Genomic DNA, 20,547 nt, shown 5'->3' with positions numbered 1-20,547 from the left:
TTTAAATTGAATTGGCAAAAAAATAATTGTAAGAGAACTTATTAAAGAACATTATCCCAGATTAAAATACATTTAATTTTCAATGCATTGATAACTTAAAATCCGATAAAAACTGCAAAGTCACTGGTCGAAGAAATACTGCTTTATGTCCAAATTTAAACTTAAAAATTAATAATAATATCTTTTAAATCAGTATGTTTATTCCAAAATAGAACATTGATTAGCCATAAAATAAGAAGTAGTTCCAATATAGGCAGATCTAGTTACGAATAGAGGGCTTTTTTAAGTAAATTTTCAGTTTTATTGACTATTCTTTATCCATATTTTTCCCTTACTCATTAGGTTTTTGTCAGAAAGGTTGTCGTTTTTATCTACATTGATGCACAATAGTGACCTTTCTTGCATTTTCTACTTTTATGGCAAAGCATTTTTTTCAGTCTTGGCTCCCGAGTCCAGAGCGAGTCAACAATTTGAAATTCATGAAGATTTTTGGCGATAAAGCCTTAAGTCCTCAGCTTTGGTATGTCAATCGAAAATCGATTTCTAAGGCAATGTTTATTGGCACGTTTTGGGGCATCTTGCCTATTCCATTCCACACCTTATTAATTATTTTTTCAGTATTATTCTTTGAAGCAAACCTACCCATTGGTTTAATTTTAGCTTGGATCATGAATCCCTTAACTATTGTCCCGATTTTGATTTTTGCCTTTTGGATTGGTTCCAAAATTTATCATGTACATATGATCAATAAGGAAATGCTACTCGGCGTTTTCCATCAAATCATTCATTGGATCAAAAACTTTGGACACGGACATATTGACTTTAGCCTAGCTAAAATTCTTGCGACGGGTTTGTTTATTGAAGCATTTGTATTTGCATCGCTACTCTTTATTGTGACACGTATTTATTGGCGTTGGAGCGTGATTAAGAAGTGGAATAACCGTAAAAAGCAGCCAAATACTCTCTAAGCAAGCTCCAACTTATTCTGGTAAAACTTTACTTCAAAGTGGCTTGTTTAGCTTTCATGTATTCAACAACGATATCTAAAACATAATGCTGGCATGCTTCTCCAGTACCTGGGTCATATGCGCCCCCGTTGGTAATATTGTTCGATAAAATACGAACACCAAGGAATGGTACTTTATATTGGCTGGCAATCTGTGCTACCGATGCCGCCTCCATTTCCTCTACAGAAGTGCCATAATTTTTATGGAAAAATGCAATTCGATCTAATTCATTGTTCCATACATCAGCTGAACCAATAGTACCTTCAACCACACGACCCTTACTATAATTAGTTTTTGCACGCTGCGCTGCCAATAACAGCTCTTTATCTGCTTCAAATTTACGAATCGCAATCGGTTCAGGATCAGACTCATCCGTAGGAAGCACATCAAAAGCTTCTGTCCATTCAAGAGAATTCGAACCCTCTCCAACAGCTTTTTTAGGTGTTCTAAATGCACCAATATTGGTGGTGTAACGACCTAAAACAATATCATAGACATTAAGATCTGGATCATGGCCACCCGATGTTCCTTGGTTAATAATTGCGATAGGTTTATAACGTTCAATCGCAATTGCTGTTGCAGCAGCAGAGTTGCTCATTCCCATTCTTGTTTTAGAGATAATCACAGGATACCCTTGATAGCTACCCTTCCAAAACGTCCAGCCACCAAAAGTTTCAACTGTAGAATTGCTTAGTTTTGAGGCCATTTGCTCAGACTCTACAGGTAATGCACCTTGAATGACGATGGGTTGTAAAGTTTTCTGGGTCGTTGAATTAGAACTTGTTTTATCTGAATCACTATCGTTACATGCAGCCAAGAACATCGAACTACAGATTCCCAAAGCACATAAAAAATTTTTTAATAGCATGGTCTACTCAATGGTTTAAATTAGAAATTATACCTAAGCAATGAATATACCAGTTGATCAATTTTCTATATTTTTATATCGATATTAAAGAGAAGATGATTTAAATTCTATTATTGAATTAAGAATATTTTTAATCATTTTAGCATAGTACGCTGATTAGCCCTATTTTACCTTACTCCTCATATTTAGCATTAATTATTTGATTTTTAAGGATACTAAAAATGGGCAGTGCGTATAAAATCTTATTATCGAGTAAGTTTAAATATTTCATTGATTCATTCTCAATTTTCCTCTCTTTAATTCGGTCTCTAAAATAAAGAGAGGACGCTTTTGAAGTTGATTCTTAGAAAATTCTATGTGGATCTTTTTCGGCTTTAGGTAAAGCTTGTGCAATTTTTTCAGCAATAGCCATATAGTTTTCTGCAGCAACATCTCCTGCAATTACAGAAGGCTTGCCTGCATCAGCATTTTCACGGATTTGAACATTTAAAGGCAATCGACCCAGCAACGGGATATTATATTGCTCAGACAATTGATCTCCACCACCTGTACCAAAAATTTGTTCTTCATGACCACAGTTTGAGCAAATATGCGTTGACATATTTTCTACAACCCCCATGACAGGAATATGTACTTTATTAAACAGTTCAATACCTTTAACTGCATCCATTAACGCAACATTCTGAGGTGTTGTCACAATCACGGCACCTGTCACAGGAATACGTTGGGCAAGGGTTAATTGGATATCTCCTGTACCAGGTGGCATATCAATGACTAGAACATCTAAATCAGGCCATAGCGCTTGATTAAACAGTTGCATCAATGCACCTGTAGCTTTTGCACCACGCCAAGCAACTGGCGTATTTTCTTTCCCAATTAAATGACCGATCGAAAGTACCGCCATTCCATAAGCTTCTAGTGGAACAAAATTTTCACCTTCAATTTTAGGTGTTTGTCCTGCATTCCCCAACATTGTTGGAATACTTGGACCATAAATATCAGCATCTAAAACCCCGACTTTTAAGCCTAGTTTGTGCAAAGCCAATGCGATATTTACTGTGGTGGTTGATTTACCCACACCACCTTTACCCGATGATATAAGGATGACATTTTGAATTCGAGGATGCTTCGGAATATCTCGTTGTTGTGGTGCTGCTTTTTGAATTGGCGGATTATTAGGATCTACTTGTGTGTTTGCCATTTTAGTAGAAGCATCAACAACAGGAGGAAGATTAGTGTGTTCAGCTTTTGGCTTTGAAGAGCAACTATGTCCTGCTTTTCCATGCTGATCACTAGCACAACTCGAATCATGTTGAATTTTTTGTTGAATCACATGCAGATTCAACTCTTGAATACCGCACTTCTCCAATTCATCTGCAAGATCATCATGAATTTTTTGTAAATGATCTGCTTCTTCAGGATAAGTATTAATTGTCAGTTGTAATACCCGACCTACAACATTGACTTGGGTAATACGTTCTTTTAAAACACTGGAATTTGGCAAAATATAGTTTTGCAAAACAGATTGGACTTCTTCCTCTTTCACCTCCTGTGCAGGAGAAAAAACTGATTTAAGCGAAGAAAGCCACGACATAGATTTGCTCCAAATTTGCAAATACAATAAATACTGAGACAGCTAGTTTAACTGTAAATTGACGTGAGGTTAAGTAAACTTCTATTCAGCTTTTTGAATGTCATTATTAATCCTACTTATTTAGTTGGTTTTAATATCCAAAATAGTCCATTTAATCATTTTATCTGCTTGTTCAGAATGAACTTTTAGTTTTTATCATTTAGATTTCTATGGCAAACTCTGTGTTAATAATTCCCATACAAATACTGGATAAAAAATAGCTATAGTCACATTGGGTCAATAACAACTTTATGTAATTCTTGACAATAATAAGATCCATCTATGGAGTTTCTATTATTTTTATCTTTAATCATTTTAAGTTTAGCTTTTGCTAGAACGTCTACAACTTCCAACTGCGTACGTACATCTTAAGCATTAAGCACAATTGGTTTCTGTAGGTGATAGTTTGACGGAAATGTCATAACGTATTGACCAATCTCCAATTTCAATGAACACTTATGAACGTACAAAAAGAAAACAACAGTGACAGTATCTAACTATACCTATGAGATTGATCATTTAAATGATAGTTTTACTGTGGTGAATAATCAGATTTATGAAATTGAGTGGATTCGTAAAAAATATTAACTACAAGGTATCACTGAACAGCGTGACGCTGTTCAGTGATTGTTCCATTTAATTTTCATCATCTTTTTTGTGCTTCAAATCATTTACAGCTTGCTCACCTTTAAGCAGTGTTTCTTTTGCTTTATGTTTGAGATCATCTGCAACCTTTTCAGCACCTAATTTTGCTTCTTTGGCTTTTAACTTCACGTCATCAATTACTTCAGAAGCTTTGTTTTTTAAATCGTCTAAATTTGTCATGATTTTCTTCCTATTTAATTAAGTCTCACCCTAGTTATAACAACAGAAACTCCATAAAATGTAAAAAGATGCATTTCTTTAACAATTCATACACAGTTTGTATCGATGTGTTTTTTTGTTTCAAAATGAATAAAATAGCTTATTCTGATTGATTGAAAAATCCTTCAATTAAAACAAACACTGAGTCTATTTAATGCAACAAATAATGAAAGAAAAAATTATCCGAGTCTGTAATGATAAAATTGCCAAAAAGGGAGATGATGTTGGTTTATCCTTTTATGCATTCTTTGCCAATAAAAATGATGCTCCTGAAACCTTAATGCAAGTGGCAGAATGGTGGATTAAAACCCATCAACTTGATCATTTTGAAAAGGCAATAAAAATTAAGAAAATGATCGAAAATGAAGACTAAGTATTCATTTTTTTAAACAATTCATCATAATGCTGCATATGGGTAAAAATTCCATCTTGTCTTCTATGTTGATCAATTTTCGGAACTAAATCCTGAAAATGGAAGGATTGAACATGGGCGTCTAAAGCAGCACGATCAATCCATTCCTCAATAAATACAAAATGCCCTCTGTTGCGTAAATCATGATATAAATCATAGGCAATACAGCCTGCTTCTTGTTTGGTTTTCTCAACTAACTCTTTATATAATGGTAAAACTAAATCAATTTTATCCACTTGGATAAAGTCTTCGGCAATCAGTTTAAGCATGGATGATTTCTTATTGATATCAAAGCTTGAACATAACATGAAATGTTAACCTATAGGCAATCATTCAATTAAACCCAATGATGCACTTGTTTTCTAAATATCTTCTGAGTATTAAATTTTTTATTTAAAATTAAGTAAACAGCATTTCCGAAGCTTAAACCTATACAAAACGGGAGCAATAACAGTAAATAAACCAAAATTAAATAACTCAATACCTCGATAAAGCTATATAGAGCACCATCTAAACATAAAACTAAGAATAAAAAACTTAGCATCATGATAAAGATCAAAGTTATAGATTTTATAATTTGTGTTGTTTCGATGATTTTTTGAGGTGCTTTAAATACTTTAAAAATAACTGTGTAGCTAAAACACCCGACCAGCAGAAAACACGGGGTGAGATAAAACACGACTTGAATACCCTGTGTTGGGCTTCGTTCTGAAGCCGAAATAAATAAATCACCTTGATAAAAATATAGAAAAAAACAAAATGGCACAACTAAACTGAGAACAGCCGCCAAACTGGCAATTGCTGAGGCAACAAATACATACCAAGACCGCATGATTTTCTCCTTCTTCGATCTTGGTGTTAGTTTCTAAAATTAAAATGTAGCGTGTTTGATTAGGATGTGAAGTTTAGGTGAAGAATCATCACGATTCGAACTTTATGATCGGACATTTCCCATAAAACTGACTGCCGCAAACAGCCAAATAAACAATACGAAACTGCGCTCCTGATTAAAATGATTCAAATCTGTACCATGTAGAATGTTATGCCGGGTCATGCTTACCGTTGAGCTGCTATCCATCTTATAAGCAGCCAACTCTAAAAAATAATGATTCAATTCATTGGCAATTTTAGCTTTATGCCACAAACTTTTAATCTCATGACCTTTTAACCCAGGAACGATTTTATAGACATCAATAAACTTGGTGTCCTGTTGTTTTAAATAACCATTTTGAACTAAAACAGCTGTTAACAAACCTTCCAATTGGGCATAAAGCAATGGAATACATCCCGCATACAACTCTAATTGATAGAGTTTAAAGCTTTGTTCTAACACAGCTTGATATTGTGGCTTCTGCTCGCCCAACGCTAATTGATCAAAAGCTTTAAACATTTCAGACTGAAAAAACTCACTGTTGATCACATCTAAAAGATTAAACTGAGTAATATCTTTAGCTTCATGTATCAATTGCCAAAAATACAATAGATTAAGAGCGTCATTGGCAATTTTAGTCCCAACAGGCTGATTCAATTGATTGGCTAAAACTTCAAAATAAGCCTCCTCCTGAGCAAACCCATTGAGTGTTTCAATAAGATACTGATGTTCATTTTCTGAAATATCTTCAAAATAGCGTTCAGCTTGTTTCAGAATATTTTTTTCAATTAGATTTTTACTATTTTGATTTTGTGGAATACGGATTACAGGCTGGTCATCATCAAAATATTCATCATCAATCATAGATTTATTGCTCTTAAGAAATACACGAATACACCATTCTATAATAATGAATTGGCAGTTATAAGAATAAGCATAAAAATCTACATTTGAAAAGAATTCACCTATTCTGTTGTGCATCTTCATAGCAATTACGCTAAAATCAATGCCCTTGCATTAACTTTGAGAAAGAGAGTTATATCCGTGCGAAATATTTTAGTCACTAACGCCCTTCCATACGCAAATGGTCCTATTCATATGGGTCACCTACTCGGCTACATCCAAGCAGATATCTGGGTTCGTGCCATGCGTGCAATGGGTCATGAAGTGACTTATGTCTGCGCGGATGATGCGCACGGTACAGCAATCATGCTCCGTGCAGAAGCAAATGGGATTAGTCCAGAAGTACAAATTGCCAATGTGCAAAAAGAGCATATCCGTGATTTTGATGGCTTTGGGGTACATTTCGATCACTATGATTCAACCAATAGCGATGAAAATAAAACACGCTCGGAAGAAATCTATATTAAAAACCGTGAGGCAGGCAATATTGCGATTCGTCCTGTTACTCAGTTGTTTGATCCTGAAAAAAGCATGTTCTTGTCAGACCGTTTCATTAAAGGGACTTGCCCAAAATGTAAATCAGAAGATCAGTATGGCGACTCTTGCGAAGTGTGTGGTACGACCTATAATGCGACAGAGCTATTAAATCCACGCTCAACATTAAGTGGTGCCACACCTGTTGAAAAATCATCAGATCATTATTTCTTTAAACTTCCAAACTTTGCTGAATACTTGCAAAAATGGACGCGTGATGAAGGTCGTTTACCTGTTTCGATCGCCAATAAGTTAGATGAATGGTTTGAAAATGGTCTAAACGATTGGGATATCTCTCGTGATGCACCTTATTTCGGCTTTGAAATTCCAGATGCACCTAATAAATATTTCTATGTTTGGGTTGATGCCCCGATTGGCTATATGTCAAGTTTTGAAAATTACATCAAAACGAAACGCCCAGAATTAAGCTTTGACGACTACTGGAAAAAAGATTCTAAAAATGAGGTGTATCACTTCATTGGTAAAGACATTGTATATTTCCATGCATTGTTCTGGCCTGCGATGTTAGAAGGTGCAAATTACCGCACCCCTACAGGTTTATTTGTAAATGGTTTCTTGACTGTAAATGGTCAAAAAATGTCAAAATCGCGTGGCACATTTATTAAAGCTGAAACCTATTTACAGCACTTAAATCCTGAATATTTACGTTATTACTTTGCATCAAAACTCTCTGATAAAGTTGAAGATTCTGATTTAAATCTTGATGACTTTGTACAAAAAGTAAATTCAGATTTAGTAGGAAAAGTTGTGAATATTGCCAGTCGTTGTGCAAAATTCATTAACAGCAATTTTAACAATCGCTTGTCTGCAACATGTGCTGAACCTGAACTGGTTCAAAGCTTTATTGATGCGGGTGACTCGATTGCTCAATCTTATGAAGCTCGTGAGTTTTCAACCGCTATACGTGAAATCATGGCACTTGCTGATCGTGCAAATCAGTATATTGATGAGAAAAAACCATGGGCTTTGGCGAAACAAGAAGGCCAGGAACAACAAGTTCATGATGTCTGTTCTGTTGGAATCAACCTATTCCGTCAATTGGCTGTTTACTTGGCACCAGTACTTCCAACTTTGGCAACACAAGTTCAAGACTTCTTAAAACTTGAAAGTTTTGATTTTGCTTCAGGAAAAACGGTTTTAGTTGCGCATGAAATTGCTCAATTCCAGCCATTGATGCAACGTGTTGATCCAAAAGCAGTTGCTGCAATGGTTGATGCATCAAAAGAATCTTTAGCTGCGGTAACACCAGCGAAAGCAGAAAAGAAAACTGAAAAAACCAAAGAGAAAAAGTCTGAAGCCAAAGTGGGTGAAGCAGAAATCATTACGATTGATGACTTTATCAAAGTTGACTTGCGTGTTGCTGAAGTCTTAGAAGCAGCAACAGTAGAAGGTTCTGATAAGTTGCTTCAATTGACTCTAAATGTCGGTGAAGCTGAACCACGTAATGTATTCAGTGGGATCCGTGAGTTCTACAAACCTGAAGACTTAACTGGCAAATTGGTGGTTATGGTTGCAAACCTTGCTCCGCGTAAAATGCGTTTTGGTATTTCAAATGGTATGGTGCTTGCTGCTGGAAATGGTGATGGTGTTTGGGTGATTTCACCTGAATCTGGTGCAAAACCAGGTGATAAAGTTTCTTAATTATTGATTGTCTCATCCTAGACGATCATAAATCACTAAAAGGCTTCTTCGGAAGTCTTTTTTTATACTAATGTTTTACTATACTATCATTATAAAAATGAAAAAAGGGCTAGCCTCAATATGGATATGTCAAAAAATAACAAAAGAAAAATATCTGCATTTATCCTCTGTGGTCCATTCATCGGTACATTTATTATCGCAATCACATTTCACAGCGAAATTATTTTTTATAATCCAATGCGGTTTTTAAAAGGACTCATTACACCATCTATTATATTTCCAATGATCGCTGCATTCATCTTGATTACTCCATTTGGTTATCTCCTAGGGTGCATTCCAGCTATCATTACCAATCTCTTATTTAAACACTTTTTTGCAAGTAAATTAGCCTTAGCCTCTTGGCGTTATAGTTTAATCTATGGGTGTCTTTTAGGCTTTATGCTAGCTCCTTTTATTCTTATCATCGCTATAGTTACGCCTTCCCCTTTATTTACTTTTCTTTACCTCCAGTTTGTCCTTATACTACCAACAACGCTGATTTGTACTTTTATTGAATGGATAAGAGCCAGAAATCGTCAGAATATAAACGAATGACCTCCCATAGCTGATTCGATCATTGTGCATATTAATAAAAAATTCGCTTACAAAAGTAGATTTTTTTTCATATATAAAAAGCGCCGTGATGAACCAATCCATGTTAAAAAATAATTCGTTAAATTAATTTTGATCAAATCCAATGAAAAAAACTGCCCTATCATTATCAGTCCTTTTATTCGGCTTATTCCCTCTTACATCACAAGCAGAAGTCACCAAAACATTGCCGATCATTGAACAACAAGCGCAAGTAGCAGGGTTTTACCAACATCAGCTGGGCAATACACAAATTACCGCCTTGCTAGATGGCACCAACTTTATGTCTCCCACACTATTTAAAGATATTTCACAGGACAAGGTTCAAGAAATTTTAAAGAAATATCATGCAGATCAAGCCAAAGGTGTACAAACATCGGTGAATGCATTTTTAGTTAACACAGGTAAATCACTGGTTTTGGTGGATAGTGGTACTGCAGATTGTTTCGGTGCGCATCTAGGCTCTGTATTAAAAAATCTCAAAGCTTCAGGTCATCAACCTGAACAAGTCAATACGATTTTACTGACACATTTACATCCTGATCATTCCTGTGGTGTCAGTAAAAATGGCATAGCAAACTACCCAAATGCCACTATCTATGTCTCTGAAGATGAAGAAAATTATTGGTTGAATCCGAAACAGGCTGAAAAAATAGCACAAGATAAACGTGCCAATTACTTAGCAACTGTAGAAAAGATCAAAGCCGCCCTTACACCCTATCAAGCTAAAAAGCAGTTTAAAACATTTAAACTGGGTGACAACATCAATGGATTTGAAGTGATCAACACAGCAGGTCATACCCCGGGACATTTTAGTTACAAACTAAAAACAACGGGTGAAGATATTGTTTTTATTGGGGATATTGTCCACTCTCATACAGTACAATTCGATAAACCTGAAACAGCAATAGAATATGATATTGACCCGAAAATAGCTGTTCAAACCCGATTAAAGCAGTTTGCTGATTATGCAAAACGTGGACCAACCATCGCAGCACCCCATTTGCCTTTCCCAGGCATTGGACATATTTACTCAGCAGATGGGAAGAGCTATCAATGGATTCCTGTTCATTTTAAAGATTAATGATTTTATTGTTTAAGTAGAATCTTTTTAATGATCTTTAAAAGCTCCTGCTAAGGCTAGAGCTTTTATTTTGCTTCTTAATTTCTTATCTTTTTCTTTCATCTGCGCATAAAAAACACCCCGTTCTCTAACGAGACCGGGGTGTTTTAGATTTAAAAGCTGGCGATGACTTACTCTCACATGGGTAACCCCACACTACCATCAGCGCTAAGAGGTTTCACTTCTGAGTTCGGGAAGGGATCAGGTGGTTCACTCTTGCTATTGTCGCCAGCAAACTGTTATGGACTTGTTCGGGTCTTATTTAAATGCCTTACTTCGTACCAAATGAGTTTAACAGAACATTTGAGTTGAATATTTTAACTAGCTTTACAACTAAATCAAGTATGTTTGATCTTTTATGAATCAAATGATGCTTACTTCTTTCGAAGTTCGTATACAACTGCTTGGGTGTTGTATAGTCAAGCCTCACGAGCAATTAGTATTGGTCAGCTTCATGCGTCACCGCACTTCCACATCCAACCTATCAACGTCGTAGTCTTCAACGGCTCTTTAGAGGACATAAAGTCCTAGGGAAATCTTATCTTGAGGTAGGCTTCCCGCTTAGATGCTTTCAGCGGTTATCCCTTCCGAACATAGCTACCCGGCGATGCGACTGGCGTCACAACCGGTACACCAGAGGTTCGTCCACTCTGGTCCTCTCGTACTAGGAGCAGATCCTCTCAAATTTCCAACGCCCACGGTAGATAGGGACCGAACTGTCTCACGACGTTCTAAACCCAGCTCGCGTACCTCTTTAAATGGCGAACAGCCATACCCTTGGGACCTGCTTCAGCCCCAGGATGAGATGAGCCGACATCGAGGTGCCAAACACCGCCGTCGATATGAACTCTTGGGCGGTATCAGCCTGTTATCCCCAGAGTACCTTTTATCCGTTGAGCGATGGCCCTTCCATACAGAACCACCGGATCACTAAGACCTACTTTCGTACCTGCTCGACTTGTGGGTCTCGCAGTTAAGCGCGCTTTTGCCTTTATACTCTACGCGTGATTTCCGACCACGCTGAGCGCACCTTCGTACTCCTCCGTTACTCTTTAGGAGGAGACCGCCCCAGTCAAACTACCCACCAGACATGGTCCTCGTCCCGGATAACGGGACAGAGTTAGAACCTCAATATTACCAGGGTGGTATTTCAAGGATGGCTCCATAGCAACTGGCGTCACTACTTCAAAGCCTCCCACCTATCCTACACAAGTAAGATCAAAGTTCAATGTCAAGCTGCAGTAAAGGTTCACGGGGTCTTTCCGTCTAGCCGCGGGTACACCGCATCTTCACGGCGAATTCGATTTCACTGAGTCTCTGCTGGAGACAGCGCCCCCATCATTATGCCATTCGTGCAGGTCGGAACTTACCCGACAAGGAATTTCGCTACCTTAGGACCGTTATAGTTACGGCCGCCGTTTACTGGGGCTTCGATCAAGAGCTTCGCTTACGCTAACCCCATCAATTAACCTTCCAGCACCGGGCAGGCATCACACCCTATACGTCCACTTTCGTGTTTGCAGAGTGCTATGTTTTTAATAAACAGTTGCAGGGGCCTGGTTTCTGTGGCTGCCAATAGCTCAAGGAGCAAGTCCTATCACCGTCAGCAGCGTACCTTCTCCCGAAGTTACGGTACCATTTTGCCTAGTTCCTTCAGCAGAGTTCTCTCAAGCGCTTTGGTCTACTCGACCTGACCACCTGTGTCGGTTTCGGGTACGATTCCTGTGTAACTGAAGCTTAGAGACTTTTCCTGGAAGCATAGTATCAGCCACTTCGCTAGTAAACTAGCTTGCTATCAGCTCTCAGCATAGAGCACCCCGGATTTGCCTAAGATGCATGCCTACTGCCTTTCACCTGGACAACCAACGCCAGGCTGACTTAACTTTCTCCGTCCTCTCATCGCATTACACAGAAGTATTGGAATATTAACCAATTTCCCATCGACTACGCCTCTCGGCCTCGCCTTAGGGGTCGACTCACCCAGCCCCGATTAACGTTGGACTGGAACCCTTGGTCTTTCAGCGTGCGAGTTTTTCACTCGCATTGTCGTTACTCACGTCAGCATTCGCACTTCTGATACCTCCAGCATACTTCTCAATACACCTTCATCGGCTTACAGAACGCTCCCCTACCACGTATACTAAGTATACATCCGCAGCTTCGGCATATAGTTTTAGCCCCGTTACATCTTCCGCGCAGGCCGACTCGACTAGTGAGCTATTACGCTTTCTTTAAAGGGTGGCTGCTTCTAAGCCAACCTCCTAGCTGTCTATGCCTTCCCACATCGTTTCCCACTTAACTATAATTTTGGGGCCTTAGCTGGCGGTCTGGATTGTTTTCCTCTTGACTACGGACGTTAGCACCCGCAGTCTGTCTCCCGGATAGTACTCATAGGTATTCGGAGTTTGCATCGGTTTGGTAAGTCGGGATGACCCCCTAGCCGAAACAGTGCTCTACCCCCTATGGTATTCGTCCGAGGCGCTACCTAAATAGCTTTCGGGGAGAACCAGCTATCACCGAGTTTGATTAGCCTTTCACCCCTATCCACAAGTCATCCCCTGGCTTTTCAACGACAGTGGGTTCGGTCCTCCAGTTAGTGTTACCCAACCTTCAACCTGCTCATGGATAGATCACCCGGTTTCGGGTCTATACCCAGCAACTAAACGCCCTATTAAGACTCGATTTCTCTACGGCTCCCCTATACGGTTAACCTTGCTACTGAATATAAGTCGCTGACCCATTATACAAAAGGTACGCAGTCACCGAACAAGTCGGCTCCCACTGCTTGTATGCATGCGGTTTCAGGATCTATTTCACTCCCCTCACAGGGGTTCTTTTCGCCTTTCCCTCACGGTACTGGTTCACTATCGGTCAGTCAGGAGTATTTAGCCTTGGAGGATGGTCCCCCCATATTCAGACAAGGTTTCACGTGCCTCGCCCTACTCGTCATCATTATATGTGCCCTTTCGTGTACGGGACTATCACCCTCTACGGTAGCACTTCCCAGAGCTTTCCGCTAAAACACATATAACTTAATGGGCTGATCCCCGTTCGCTCGCCGCTACTGAGGGAATCTCAATTGATTTCTTTTCCTAAGGGTACTGAGATGTTTCACTTCCCCTCGTTCGCCTCGCATGACTATGTATTCATCATGCGATACCTACCTTATGGTAAGTGGGTTTCCCCATTCAGAAATCTCCGGATCACAGGATATTTGCCGCCTCCCCGAAGCTTATCGCAGGCTATTACGTCTTTCATCGCCTCTGACTGCCAAGGCATCCACCACATGCACTTAATTACTTGACTATACAACCCCAAACAGTCGCTAATCCCTACAAGGAGGATCAACAATATGGATTCAACCACTTCTATTTGTTGCCTGTGAATTTAATCACTATACAGCTTCAATTTAATTCATATACCAAAACGCTTGATTCAGTTTTATCGCTAGTTCTCATTTCATTCAATATTAACAATTGCTTGCTAACATCAACTAAAACGAGTTAAACAATTATTTCAACTCAAATATATTCTGTTAATGATTCACTACCGCCTCGTCAGCGAGTAGTTAACTGTGATAAATCACAGAACTTAATAAGCTATCGGCTTACTAAGTTCTGTAATCACTTAGTCTGTAATTAGTGGTGGAGACTAACGGAGTCGAACCGTTGACCTCCTGCGTGCAAAGCAGGCGCTCTACCAACTAAGCTAAGTCCCCAGCTTAAGATCTTAATATATCTGCTCTTCTGTGTTCAGTAGACTTGGTGGGTCTGACAAGACTTGAACTTGTGACCCCACGCTTATCAAGCGTGTGCTCTAACCAACTGAGCTACAGACCCTCAGATACATCAATGAAGAACAACTTGTTGTGGATTCTTACCAATCGTCAATCTTTCGTTAAGGAGGTGATCCAGCCGCAGGTTCCCCTACGGCTACCTTGTTACGACTTCACCCCAGTCATCGGCCACACCGTGGTAAGCGTCCTCCTTACGGTTAGACTACCTACTTCTGGTGCAACAAACTCCCATGGTGTGACGGGCGGTGTGTACAAGGCCCGGGAACGTATTCACCGCGGCATTCTGATCCGCGATTACTAGCGATTCCGACTTCATGGAGTCGAGTTGCAGACTCCAATCCGGACTACGATCGGCTTTTTGAGATTAGCATCCTATCGCTAGGTAGCAACCCTTTGTACCGACCATTGTAGCACGTGTGTAGCCCTGGTCGTAAGGGCCATGATGACTTGACGTCGTCCCCGCCTTCCTCCAGTTTGTCACTGGCAGTATCCTTAAAGTTCCCACCCGAAGTGCTGGCAAATAAGGAAAAGGGTTGCGCTCGTTGCGGGACTTAACCCAACATCTCACGACACGAGCTGACGACAGCCATGCAGCACCTGTATGTAAGTTCCCGAAGGCACCAATCCATCTCTGGAAAGTTCTTACTATGTCAAGACCAGGTAAGGTTCTTCGCGTTGCATCGAATTAAACCACATGCTCCACCGCTTGTGCGGGCCCCCGTCAATTCATTTGAGTTTTAGTCTTGCGACCGTACTCCCCAGGCGGTCTACTTATCGCGTTAGCTGCGCCACTAAAGCCTCAAAGGCCCCAACGGCTAGTAGACATCGTTTACGGCATGGACTACCAGGGTATCTAATCCTGTTTGCTCCCCATGCTTTCGTACCTCAGCGTCAGTATTAGGCCAGATGGCTGCCTTCGCCATCGGTATTCCTCCAGATCTCTACGCATTTCACCGCTACACCTGGAATTCTACCATCCTCTCCCATACTCTAGCTTCCCAGTATCGAATGCAATTCCCAAGTTAAGCTCGGGGATTTCACATCCGACTTAAAAAGCCGCCTACGCACGCTTTACGCCCAGTAAATCCGATTAACGCTCGCACCCTCTGTATTACCGCGGCTGCTGGCACAGAGTTAGCCGGTGCTTATTCTGCGAGTAACGTCCACTCATCCTAGGTATTAACTAGAAGAGCCTCCTCCTCGCTTAAAGTGCTTTACAACCATAAGGCCTTCTTCACACACGCGGCATGGCTGGATCAGGGTTCCCCCCATTGTCCAATATTCCCCACTGCTGCCTCCCGTAGGAGTCTGGGCCGTGTCTCAGTCCCAGTGTGGCGGATCATCCTCTCAGACCCGCTACAGATCGTCGCCTTGGTAGGCCTTTACCCCACCAACTAGCTAATCCGACTTAGGCTCATCTATTAACGCAAGGTCACAAGTGATCCCCTGCTTTCCCCCGTAGGGCGTATGCGGTATTAGCATCCCTTTCGAGATGTTGTCCCCCATTAATAGGCAGATTCCTAAGTATTACTCACCCGTCCGCCGCTAGGTCAATTACCGAAGCAATCTCCCCCGCTCGACTTGCATGTGTTAAGCCTGCCGCCAGCGTTCAATCTGAGCCATGATCAAACTCTTCAGTTAAAAATCATTAGTGACTTAAGGTCACAATTCTGGCTCATCAATGTACTGACAAATTCTCTCAAATAAACTTCGAGTAATTTAAACCAATCAATCAATGATAATATTTCGATCAATCAATTAGTAAAAATCCACACAAGTTGTTCTTCATATTCTCTTAATGATCTTCTCAATGCTTCGTCAGCATCAAGCTAGGTCGGCTATACTACTCTCTATCTCTAAAAAGTCAATCTATAATGTTAATTATTTTTTCCAACAAACCCAACTTCAATCTCATCTTAAAATCTCAATTCGAAATCTTAACAACTTAATCAAGTGCCTGATTTATCAGAAGTTTTATTTAACATCACCGCCGATGGATGTGCATTCTACAGCATTCCATTCCCAACACAACCCCTTTTTTTAAACTTTTTTATCAGTTGGACATTTTTTCGACCAAAATGGCAAAATAAGTCCTTTTTCCGCTATTTTTTGTCGCTTTTTTCATCATAAGAGCAACCCCTTTCATGTTTTTATTTAAATTTTAAGCTATTTATATTTGTTTTTTTTCTTTAAACTATTTGAAATAATTTTATCATTTAATAAATTAAGTCGAATATGGCCCGTTTTATAAATAGAAGAAGCTTCTGTTTAGGAATTTTGCTCTTATGTTGCAACTATTCCTCAGCCAATTCGTCACATAATATTTTCATGATGACATTGTCTATATTAAGCTATGCCAAATGGAACACTCCTAATCCAGAATTGTGCGTCGTTGATAATGCATCCTATGCAAACCAATTTTCTGCTTATATCAAATCAAATAAGTCTCCTTTTAATATAAATTCAATACATTCCGCTGATCTAAAAAATCGTCATTGTGATGCGGTATTTTTTTCGAATACTTCAGCACAAACCGAACAGGCCCTTATTGGGAAATCATTAAATTCATCTATTTTATCGTTTAGTTCAAGTAATTCTGAATGTGAAATTGGCAGCGTTTTTTGCTTATCCACCAACAAAACAGGAAATACTATTTTTAAAGTGAATTTAGATAGTTTAGCTCAGTCTAAAATACATGTTGATCCACGTGTTTTATTGCTGGCAAAGAATTCGGATTAAAATAATGATGAATAAATTTTTTAAATCGAGTTCCTTACAAACATTGTTTCGTAAATCTCAATTTACGACCTTTGCAATCACTTTATTTATTAGTACGTCTACTTTTGTCACGATTTCAGTATTTACCGTTGAATCTTATGCGAAACAAAACCTATTATTAATCAGTCGAACCGTGTCTGAACGTGTTCAACCTGCGCTAGTCTTCTCTGATAGAATCGCGATTTCACAGATTATCAATGAATATACCTTTCAACATTCAGTACGTCTGATTGAGGTTTATGATAATCAAGGTCATAAAGTTGCTGAAAGCCTAAAAAATGTTGAACACTATTCCTATATTCAAAACTTTTTTGACCATATCTTTTTAAAAGATGCCATCAAGCTAAATGTGCAACATCAAGGAAAGCTTGTCGGCCAAGTTGTGCTCTATGGAAGTTCCAATGAAATTTTAATGTTTATTTTTAAAATTTTTACGGGCTTAGCATTTGGCATGCTATTTATGGTTTTTGCTGTATGGTGGTCAGTAAACTTAACTTATCGCCATATTATGGGGTCATTTTTACCGATTATACAAATTGCACAACTATTAAGGAATCAGAAAGCATACAACTTAAGATTCCCCAAAAGTGATGTAAAAGAATTTCAAGACTTAAACAGTGTGTTCAACCAACTCTTAGATGAAATTCAATCTTGGCACACCCATCTTCAAAACGAGAATAGTGAACTTTCTTATCAAGTTCAACATGATCATTTAACCGAATTACCTAATCGTAATTATTTTTATCAAGTGTTATGTAATCTATATGAAGATACCAATCAACGTGAGAATTTAGCTTTATTATTTATTGATAATAATAATTTTAAAGCCATTAATGATCAATATGGACATTTGGTCGGTGATGAAGTTTTAAAAGAAATGGCTTCACGATTAAGACGCCATATTCGTCAAGATGATTTTGTCGCGCGCCTTGCGGGAGATGAGTTTGCAATTATATTACGTTCCATTTCTAAAATTGAACACCTCATCTCTATTGCGGAAAATCTGATTAAATGTTGTGAAGATCCTTTAATTTATAAAGGACAATCGATTTCTTTTAGCTTTAGTATCGGTATTGCCATCTCTAGTCAGGCATCAAGCCCAGAAGACTTAATTTCTCAAGCAGATCAAGCCATGTACAAAGCAAAATCTTTACAGCATCATTGGTTTATTTACCATTCATAATATTAGGGGGTTTTTATGACTTTAAAAAACGTACAACTTTCTATTCTTGCAATACTCTGCCTAGCACTTACGGGTTGTATGAATCTAGGTGGATTGAGCTATAAACAAGCTCGTGTACTCAAGAAAGAAGGTTTTGTATTAACGGATGAAGGCTGGAGTCTAGGACTACCAGAACGTTTATTGTTTGGTTTTAATGAATCGAATATTAATACCGAGCGACAAACTGAATTGGTTCGTTTAGCCACGCAATTAAACAAATATCATCTCGATAAGCTTAAAATTGTAGGTCATACCGATAATATCGGAAATCCTGAATACAATTTAAAATTATCCAAAGAACGTGCTCAAAATGTTTCAAATATATTTATTGAGCAAAAATTCAATCCACAAAATATCCAAGTGATTGGAAAAGGGGCTGACCAGCCACTTAAAGAAAATGATTCAGAAGAAAATAAAGCTGAAAACCGTCGTGTTGCTGTGATTATTATTCCTTGATAATCTTCTCTTTATTGAAAAAGATCTCTACGGAGATCTTTTTTTAGATCTATAGAATTTGACACTCGTTGACAAGCACAAATTTTAGGCATAAAAAAACCGCATCTAAGCGGATAATTTATACTTAAGCTAATACTTAAATGGTCGGAGCAGTAGGATTCGAACCTACGACCCCCTGGTCCCAAACCAGGTGCACTACCAGGCTGTGCTATGCTCCGAATTTACAACAAACTTAAGGAATTGGGGTGAATGATGGGGCTCGAACCCACGACAACCGGAATCACAATCCGGGGCTCTACCAACTGAGCTACATCCACCGTCACATTAAGTTTTAGGATCTATAGTATCAAGCAACATATGGTGCGCCTGACAGGATTCGAACCTGTGACCATCCGCTTAGAAGGCGGATGCTCTATCCAACTGAGCTACAGGCGCATGACCAATGATACTAATATCACAGATTAACTTGCCTTGAAGAATTGGTCGGAGCAGTAGGATTCGAACCTACGACCCCCTGGTCCCAAACCAGGTGCACTACCAGGCTGTGCTATGCTCCGTTCATCTCAGCTTTTGTGTATCGCACATCGTGCGGTACGGTGTGCATTCTAGGCGTGACGCCACAAGACGTCAACACCTATCTTGAAAAAAAGTTAAAAAAACACGTCAAATGTATATTAATCAAACATTTCAGATGTTTTTTATACAATTTCTATCGTTTTAATTGAGCGCTAAAGTTCAACATACGATCTAAAGGTAATTTAGCACGTTCAGCCAAAGCTGCATCTACGAATATTTCTTGATCAGCCTTTTGCAAAACTGACAAAATGCCATCTAATTCATTCATTGCCATCCACGGGCAATGTGCGCAAGAACGACAAGTTGCACCCTCACCTGCTGTAGGTGCTTCAATCAAGGTCTTATGCGGTACAGCTTGTTGCATTTTATAGAAAATGCCACGGTCTGTAGCCACAATCAAAGTGTCTTGTGGCAATGTTTGAGCTGCTTTGATTAGTTGTGAAGTACTTCCCACCGCATCCGCAATATCAATCACTGATTCTGGTGACTCAGGATGTACCAATACAGCTGCGTTCGGATACAGTGCTTTCATCTTTTCAATACCACGGGCACGAAACTCCTCATGCACGATACAGGCACCATCCCAAAGCAACATATCAGCACCAGTTTTCTTTTGAATATAACGGCCTAAATGTTGGTCTGGTGCCCAAATAATTTTCTCGCCCAAACTGTCTAAGTGTTCAATGATCTCTACAGCACAACTTGAAGTCACCACCCAATCAGCACGTGCTTTAACTGCTGCTGAGGTATTGGCATAGACCACAACAGTATGTTCAGGATGCGCATCACAAAATGCAGTAAATTCATCTACAGGACAACCTAGATCAAGCGAACAGGTTGCTTCCAAAGTTGGCATAAGTACTGTTTTTTCAGGAGAAAGAATTTTTGAGGTTTCTCCCATAAATTTAACCCCAGCGACAACCAGAGTAGTTGCCTCATGATCACGTCCAAAACGTGCCATTTCCAAAGAATCAGAAACACAACCACCCGTCGCTTCCGCAAGTTCTTGTACATCTGGATCACAATAATAATGTGCCACCAAAACAGCATTGTTTTTTTGCAACTCAGCTTTAATTTGCGCAAACTTCTGCTGTTTTACCACTGGACTCAGACTATTGTCCTTAGGTTCACCTAAACGATCTAAATGCGCTTGCACAACCGATTTTGCTTCGTTGGCAATTAAATTATTCGCATCATTCATAAGAGGTCTTC

The 20,547-nt window shown here is 39.2% G+C and carries 15 protein-coding genes, 6 tRNA genes and 3 rRNA genes; 8 read left to right on the top strand and 16 right to left on the bottom strand.

Annotated elements, in window-relative coordinates; translation table 11 throughout:
• The first annotated feature begins 416 nt into the window (after positions 1 to 416).
• Positions 417 to 968: a DUF2062 domain-containing protein gene (locus tag AC2G3J_RS03405; RefSeq protein WP_336954673.1), complete on the top strand. Its 552-nt coding sequence runs from the start codon at positions 417 to 419 to the stop codon at positions 966 to 968.
• A gap of 28 nt (positions 969 to 996) precedes the next feature.
• On the opposite strand, the gene AC2G3J_RS03400 is transcribed toward AC2G3J_RS03405, so the two are convergent.
• The 3 genes from AC2G3J_RS03400 to AC2G3J_RS03390 form a co-directional block, all read right to left on the bottom strand.
• Positions 997 to 1,875 (bottom strand): 5'-methylthioadenosine/S-adenosylhomocysteine nucleosidase, encoded by an 879-nt coding sequence (locus AC2G3J_RS03400; RefSeq protein ID WP_419329179.1) that lies wholly within the window; start codon positions 1,873 to 1,875, stop codon positions 997 to 999.
• Between the two features lie 343 nt (positions 1,876 to 2,218).
• The gene (gene apbC, locus AC2G3J_RS03395) at positions 2,219 to 3,469 is read right to left on the bottom strand and encodes an iron-sulfur cluster carrier protein ApbC (RefSeq protein WP_483770658.1); all 1,251 of its coding nucleotides are present in this window, start codon (positions 3,467 to 3,469) and stop codon (positions 2,219 to 2,221) included.
• 675 nt (positions 3,470 to 4,144) lie between these two features.
• Positions 4,145 to 4,333, bottom strand: coding sequence for a hypothetical protein (locus AC2G3J_RS03390; protein WP_336954677.1), 189 nt, complete (start codon positions 4,331 to 4,333; stop codon positions 4,145 to 4,147).
• A 193-nt stretch (positions 4,334 to 4,526) separates the two neighbouring features.
• Here AC2G3J_RS03390 and AC2G3J_RS03385 point away from each other — a divergent pair, with 193 nt between their 5' ends.
• A complete protein-coding gene (locus tag AC2G3J_RS03385) occupies positions 4,527 to 4,745 on the top strand; it encodes a DUF6500 family protein (RefSeq protein WP_483770657.1) in 219 nt (72 codons plus the stop codon).
• On the opposite strand, the gene AC2G3J_RS03380 is transcribed toward AC2G3J_RS03385, so the two are convergent.
• From AC2G3J_RS03380 to AC2G3J_RS03370, 3 genes are all read right to left on the bottom strand, one after another.
• A complete protein-coding gene (locus AC2G3J_RS03380; RefSeq protein WP_336954686.1) occupies positions 4,742 to 5,053 on the bottom strand; it encodes a putative quinol monooxygenase in 312 nt (103 codons plus the stop codon). The two genes, AC2G3J_RS03385 and AC2G3J_RS03380, sit on opposite strands and share 4 nt — an antisense overlap.
• Before the next feature lie 68 nt (positions 5,054 to 5,121).
• Positions 5,122 to 5,616 (bottom strand): hypothetical protein, encoded by a 495-nt coding sequence (locus AC2G3J_RS03375; RefSeq protein ID WP_483770656.1) that lies wholly within the window; start codon positions 5,614 to 5,616, stop codon positions 5,122 to 5,124.
• 102 nt (positions 5,617 to 5,718) lie between these two features.
• On the bottom strand, positions 5,719 to 6,519 hold the full coding sequence (locus tag AC2G3J_RS03370) for a hypothetical protein (protein WP_336954680.1): 801 nt from the start codon (positions 6,517 to 6,519) through the stop codon (positions 5,719 to 5,721).
• A gap of 180 nt (positions 6,520 to 6,699) precedes the next feature.
• On the opposite strand from AC2G3J_RS03370, the gene metG reads away from it, so the two are divergent.
• The 3 genes from metG to AC2G3J_RS03355 all read left to right on the top strand — a co-directional run bounded on the left by metG (position 6,700) and on the right by AC2G3J_RS03355 (position 10,468).
• Positions 6,700 to 8,754, top strand: coding sequence for a methionine--tRNA ligase (gene metG / locus AC2G3J_RS03365; protein WP_483770655.1), 2,055 nt, complete (start codon positions 6,700 to 6,702; stop codon positions 8,752 to 8,754).
• 120 nt (positions 8,755 to 8,874) lie between these two features.
• A complete protein-coding gene (locus tag AC2G3J_RS03360) occupies positions 8,875 to 9,348 on the top strand; it encodes a hypothetical protein (RefSeq protein WP_336954683.1) in 474 nt (157 codons plus the stop codon).
• Positions 9,349 to 9,490: 142 nt separating this feature from the next.
• A complete protein-coding gene (locus AC2G3J_RS03355) occupies positions 9,491 to 10,468 on the top strand; it encodes an MBL fold metallo-hydrolase (protein WP_419361319.1) in 978 nt (325 codons plus the stop codon).
• A 157-nt stretch (positions 10,469 to 10,625) separates the two neighbouring features.
• Here AC2G3J_RS03355 and rrf read toward each other — a convergent pair.
• The 5 genes from rrf to AC2G3J_RS03330 form a co-directional block, all read right to left on the bottom strand.
• Positions 10,626 to 10,740: ribosomal RNA gene (gene rrf / locus AC2G3J_RS03350) — 5S ribosomal RNA — on the bottom strand.
• Positions 10,741 to 10,922: 182 nt separating this feature from the next.
• A 23S ribosomal RNA gene (locus tag AC2G3J_RS03345) occupies positions 10,923 to 13,813 on the bottom strand.
• A gap of 336 nt (positions 13,814 to 14,149) precedes the next feature.
• A tRNA-Ala gene (locus tag AC2G3J_RS03340) sits at positions 14,150 to 14,225 on the bottom strand.
• Positions 14,226 to 14,269: 44 nt separating this feature from the next.
• Positions 14,270 to 14,346: transfer RNA gene (locus tag AC2G3J_RS03335), tRNA-Ile, on the bottom strand.
• A 59-nt stretch (positions 14,347 to 14,405) separates the two neighbouring features.
• A 16S ribosomal RNA gene (locus AC2G3J_RS03330) occupies positions 14,406 to 15,944 on the bottom strand.
• Together the 16S, 23S and 5S rRNA genes with 2 tRNA genes alongside form the textbook arrangement of a ribosomal RNA operon.
• A gap of 687 nt (positions 15,945 to 16,631) precedes the next feature.
• On the opposite strand from AC2G3J_RS03330, the gene yfiR reads away from it, so the two are divergent.
• From yfiR to yfiB, 3 genes are read left to right on the top strand one after another with little or no spacing between them, the layout of a single operon-like run.
• A complete protein-coding gene (gene yfiR / locus AC2G3J_RS03325; RefSeq protein ID WP_483770654.1) occupies positions 16,632 to 17,042 on the top strand; it encodes a regulatory sequestration protein YfiR in 411 nt (136 codons plus the stop codon).
• Positions 17,043 to 17,046: 4 nt separating this feature from the next.
• Positions 17,047 to 18,264: a diguanylate cyclase DgcN/YfiN gene (gene dgcN / locus AC2G3J_RS03320; RefSeq protein WP_151958163.1), complete on the top strand. Its 1,218-nt coding sequence runs from the start codon at positions 17,047 to 17,049 to the stop codon at positions 18,262 to 18,264.
• 15 nt (positions 18,265 to 18,279) lie between these two features.
• Complete coding sequence (yfiB, locus tag AC2G3J_RS03315) at positions 18,280 to 18,759, top strand: outer membrane lipoprotein YfiB (protein WP_483770653.1); 480 nt, start codon at positions 18,280 to 18,282, stop codon at positions 18,757 to 18,759.
• A gap of 141 nt (positions 18,760 to 18,900) precedes the next feature.
• Here yfiB and AC2G3J_RS03310 read toward each other — a convergent pair.
• From AC2G3J_RS03310 to nadA, 5 genes are all read right to left on the bottom strand, one after another.
• Positions 18,901 to 18,977: transfer RNA gene (locus AC2G3J_RS03310), tRNA-Pro, on the bottom strand.
• Positions 18,978 to 19,000: 23 nt separating this feature from the next.
• Positions 19,001 to 19,076, bottom strand: a tRNA-His gene (locus tag AC2G3J_RS03305).
• A 41-nt stretch (positions 19,077 to 19,117) separates the two neighbouring features.
• A tRNA-Arg gene (locus AC2G3J_RS03300) sits at positions 19,118 to 19,194 on the bottom strand.
• A 45-nt stretch (positions 19,195 to 19,239) separates the two neighbouring features.
• Positions 19,240 to 19,316 (bottom strand) — tRNA-Pro (locus AC2G3J_RS03295).
• A 152-nt stretch (positions 19,317 to 19,468) separates the two neighbouring features.
• Positions 19,469 to 20,536 (bottom strand): quinolinate synthase NadA, encoded by a 1,068-nt coding sequence (gene nadA, locus AC2G3J_RS03290; RefSeq protein ID WP_336954393.1) that lies wholly within the window; start codon positions 20,534 to 20,536, stop codon positions 19,469 to 19,471.
• Positions 20,537 to 20,547: the final 11 nt, after the last annotated feature.

Source organism: Acinetobacter legionensis, assembly GCF_057165765.1.
The sequence above is the reverse complement of the archived record's forward strand: the minus strand, read 5'-3'. Positions and strand labels throughout refer to the sequence as shown.

Excerpts from the sequence above, each read along its gene's own strand:
- AC2G3J_RS03405 (WP_336954673.1), top strand. The coding sequence starts at position 417 with ATGGCAAAGCATTTTTTTCAGTCTTGGCTCCCGAGTCCAGAGCGAGTC.
- AC2G3J_RS03400 (WP_419329179.1), bottom strand. The coding sequence starts at position 1,875 with ATGCTATTAAAAAATTTTTTATGTGCTTTGGGAATCTGTAGTTCGATG.
- apbC (WP_483770658.1), bottom strand. The coding sequence starts at position 3,469 with ATGTCGTGGCTTTCTTCGCTTAAATCAGTTTTTTCTCCTGCACAGGAG.
- AC2G3J_RS03390 (WP_336954677.1), bottom strand. The coding sequence starts at position 4,333 with ATGACAAATTTAGACGATTTAAAAAACAAAGCTTCTGAAGTAATTGAT.
- AC2G3J_RS03385 (WP_483770657.1), top strand. The coding sequence starts at position 4,527 with ATGCAACAAATAATGAAAGAAAAAATTATCCGAGTCTGTAATGATAAA.
- AC2G3J_RS03380 (WP_336954686.1), bottom strand. The coding sequence starts at position 5,053 with ATGCTTAAACTGATTGCCGAAGACTTTATCCAAGTGGATAAAATTGAT.
- AC2G3J_RS03375 (WP_483770656.1), bottom strand. The coding sequence starts at position 5,616 with ATGCGGTCTTGGTATGTATTTGTTGCCTCAGCAATTGCCAGTTTGGCG.
- AC2G3J_RS03370 (WP_336954680.1), bottom strand. The coding sequence starts at position 6,519 with ATGATTGATGATGAATATTTTGATGATGACCAGCCTGTAATCCGTATT.
- AC2G3J_RS03360 (WP_336954683.1), top strand. The coding sequence starts at position 8,875 with ATGGATATGTCAAAAAATAACAAAAGAAAAATATCTGCATTTATCCTC.
- AC2G3J_RS03355 (WP_419361319.1), top strand. The coding sequence starts at position 9,491 with ATGAAAAAAACTGCCCTATCATTATCAGTCCTTTTATTCGGCTTATTC.
- yfiR (WP_483770654.1), top strand. The coding sequence starts at position 16,632 with ATGATGACATTGTCTATATTAAGCTATGCCAAATGGAACACTCCTAAT.
- dgcN (WP_151958163.1), top strand. The coding sequence starts at position 17,047 with ATGATGAATAAATTTTTTAAATCGAGTTCCTTACAAACATTGTTTCGT.
- yfiB (WP_483770653.1), top strand. The coding sequence starts at position 18,280 with ATGACTTTAAAAAACGTACAACTTTCTATTCTTGCAATACTCTGCCTA.
- nadA (WP_336954393.1), bottom strand. The coding sequence starts at position 20,536 with ATGAATGATGCGAATAATTTAATTGCCAACGAAGCAAAATCGGTTGTG.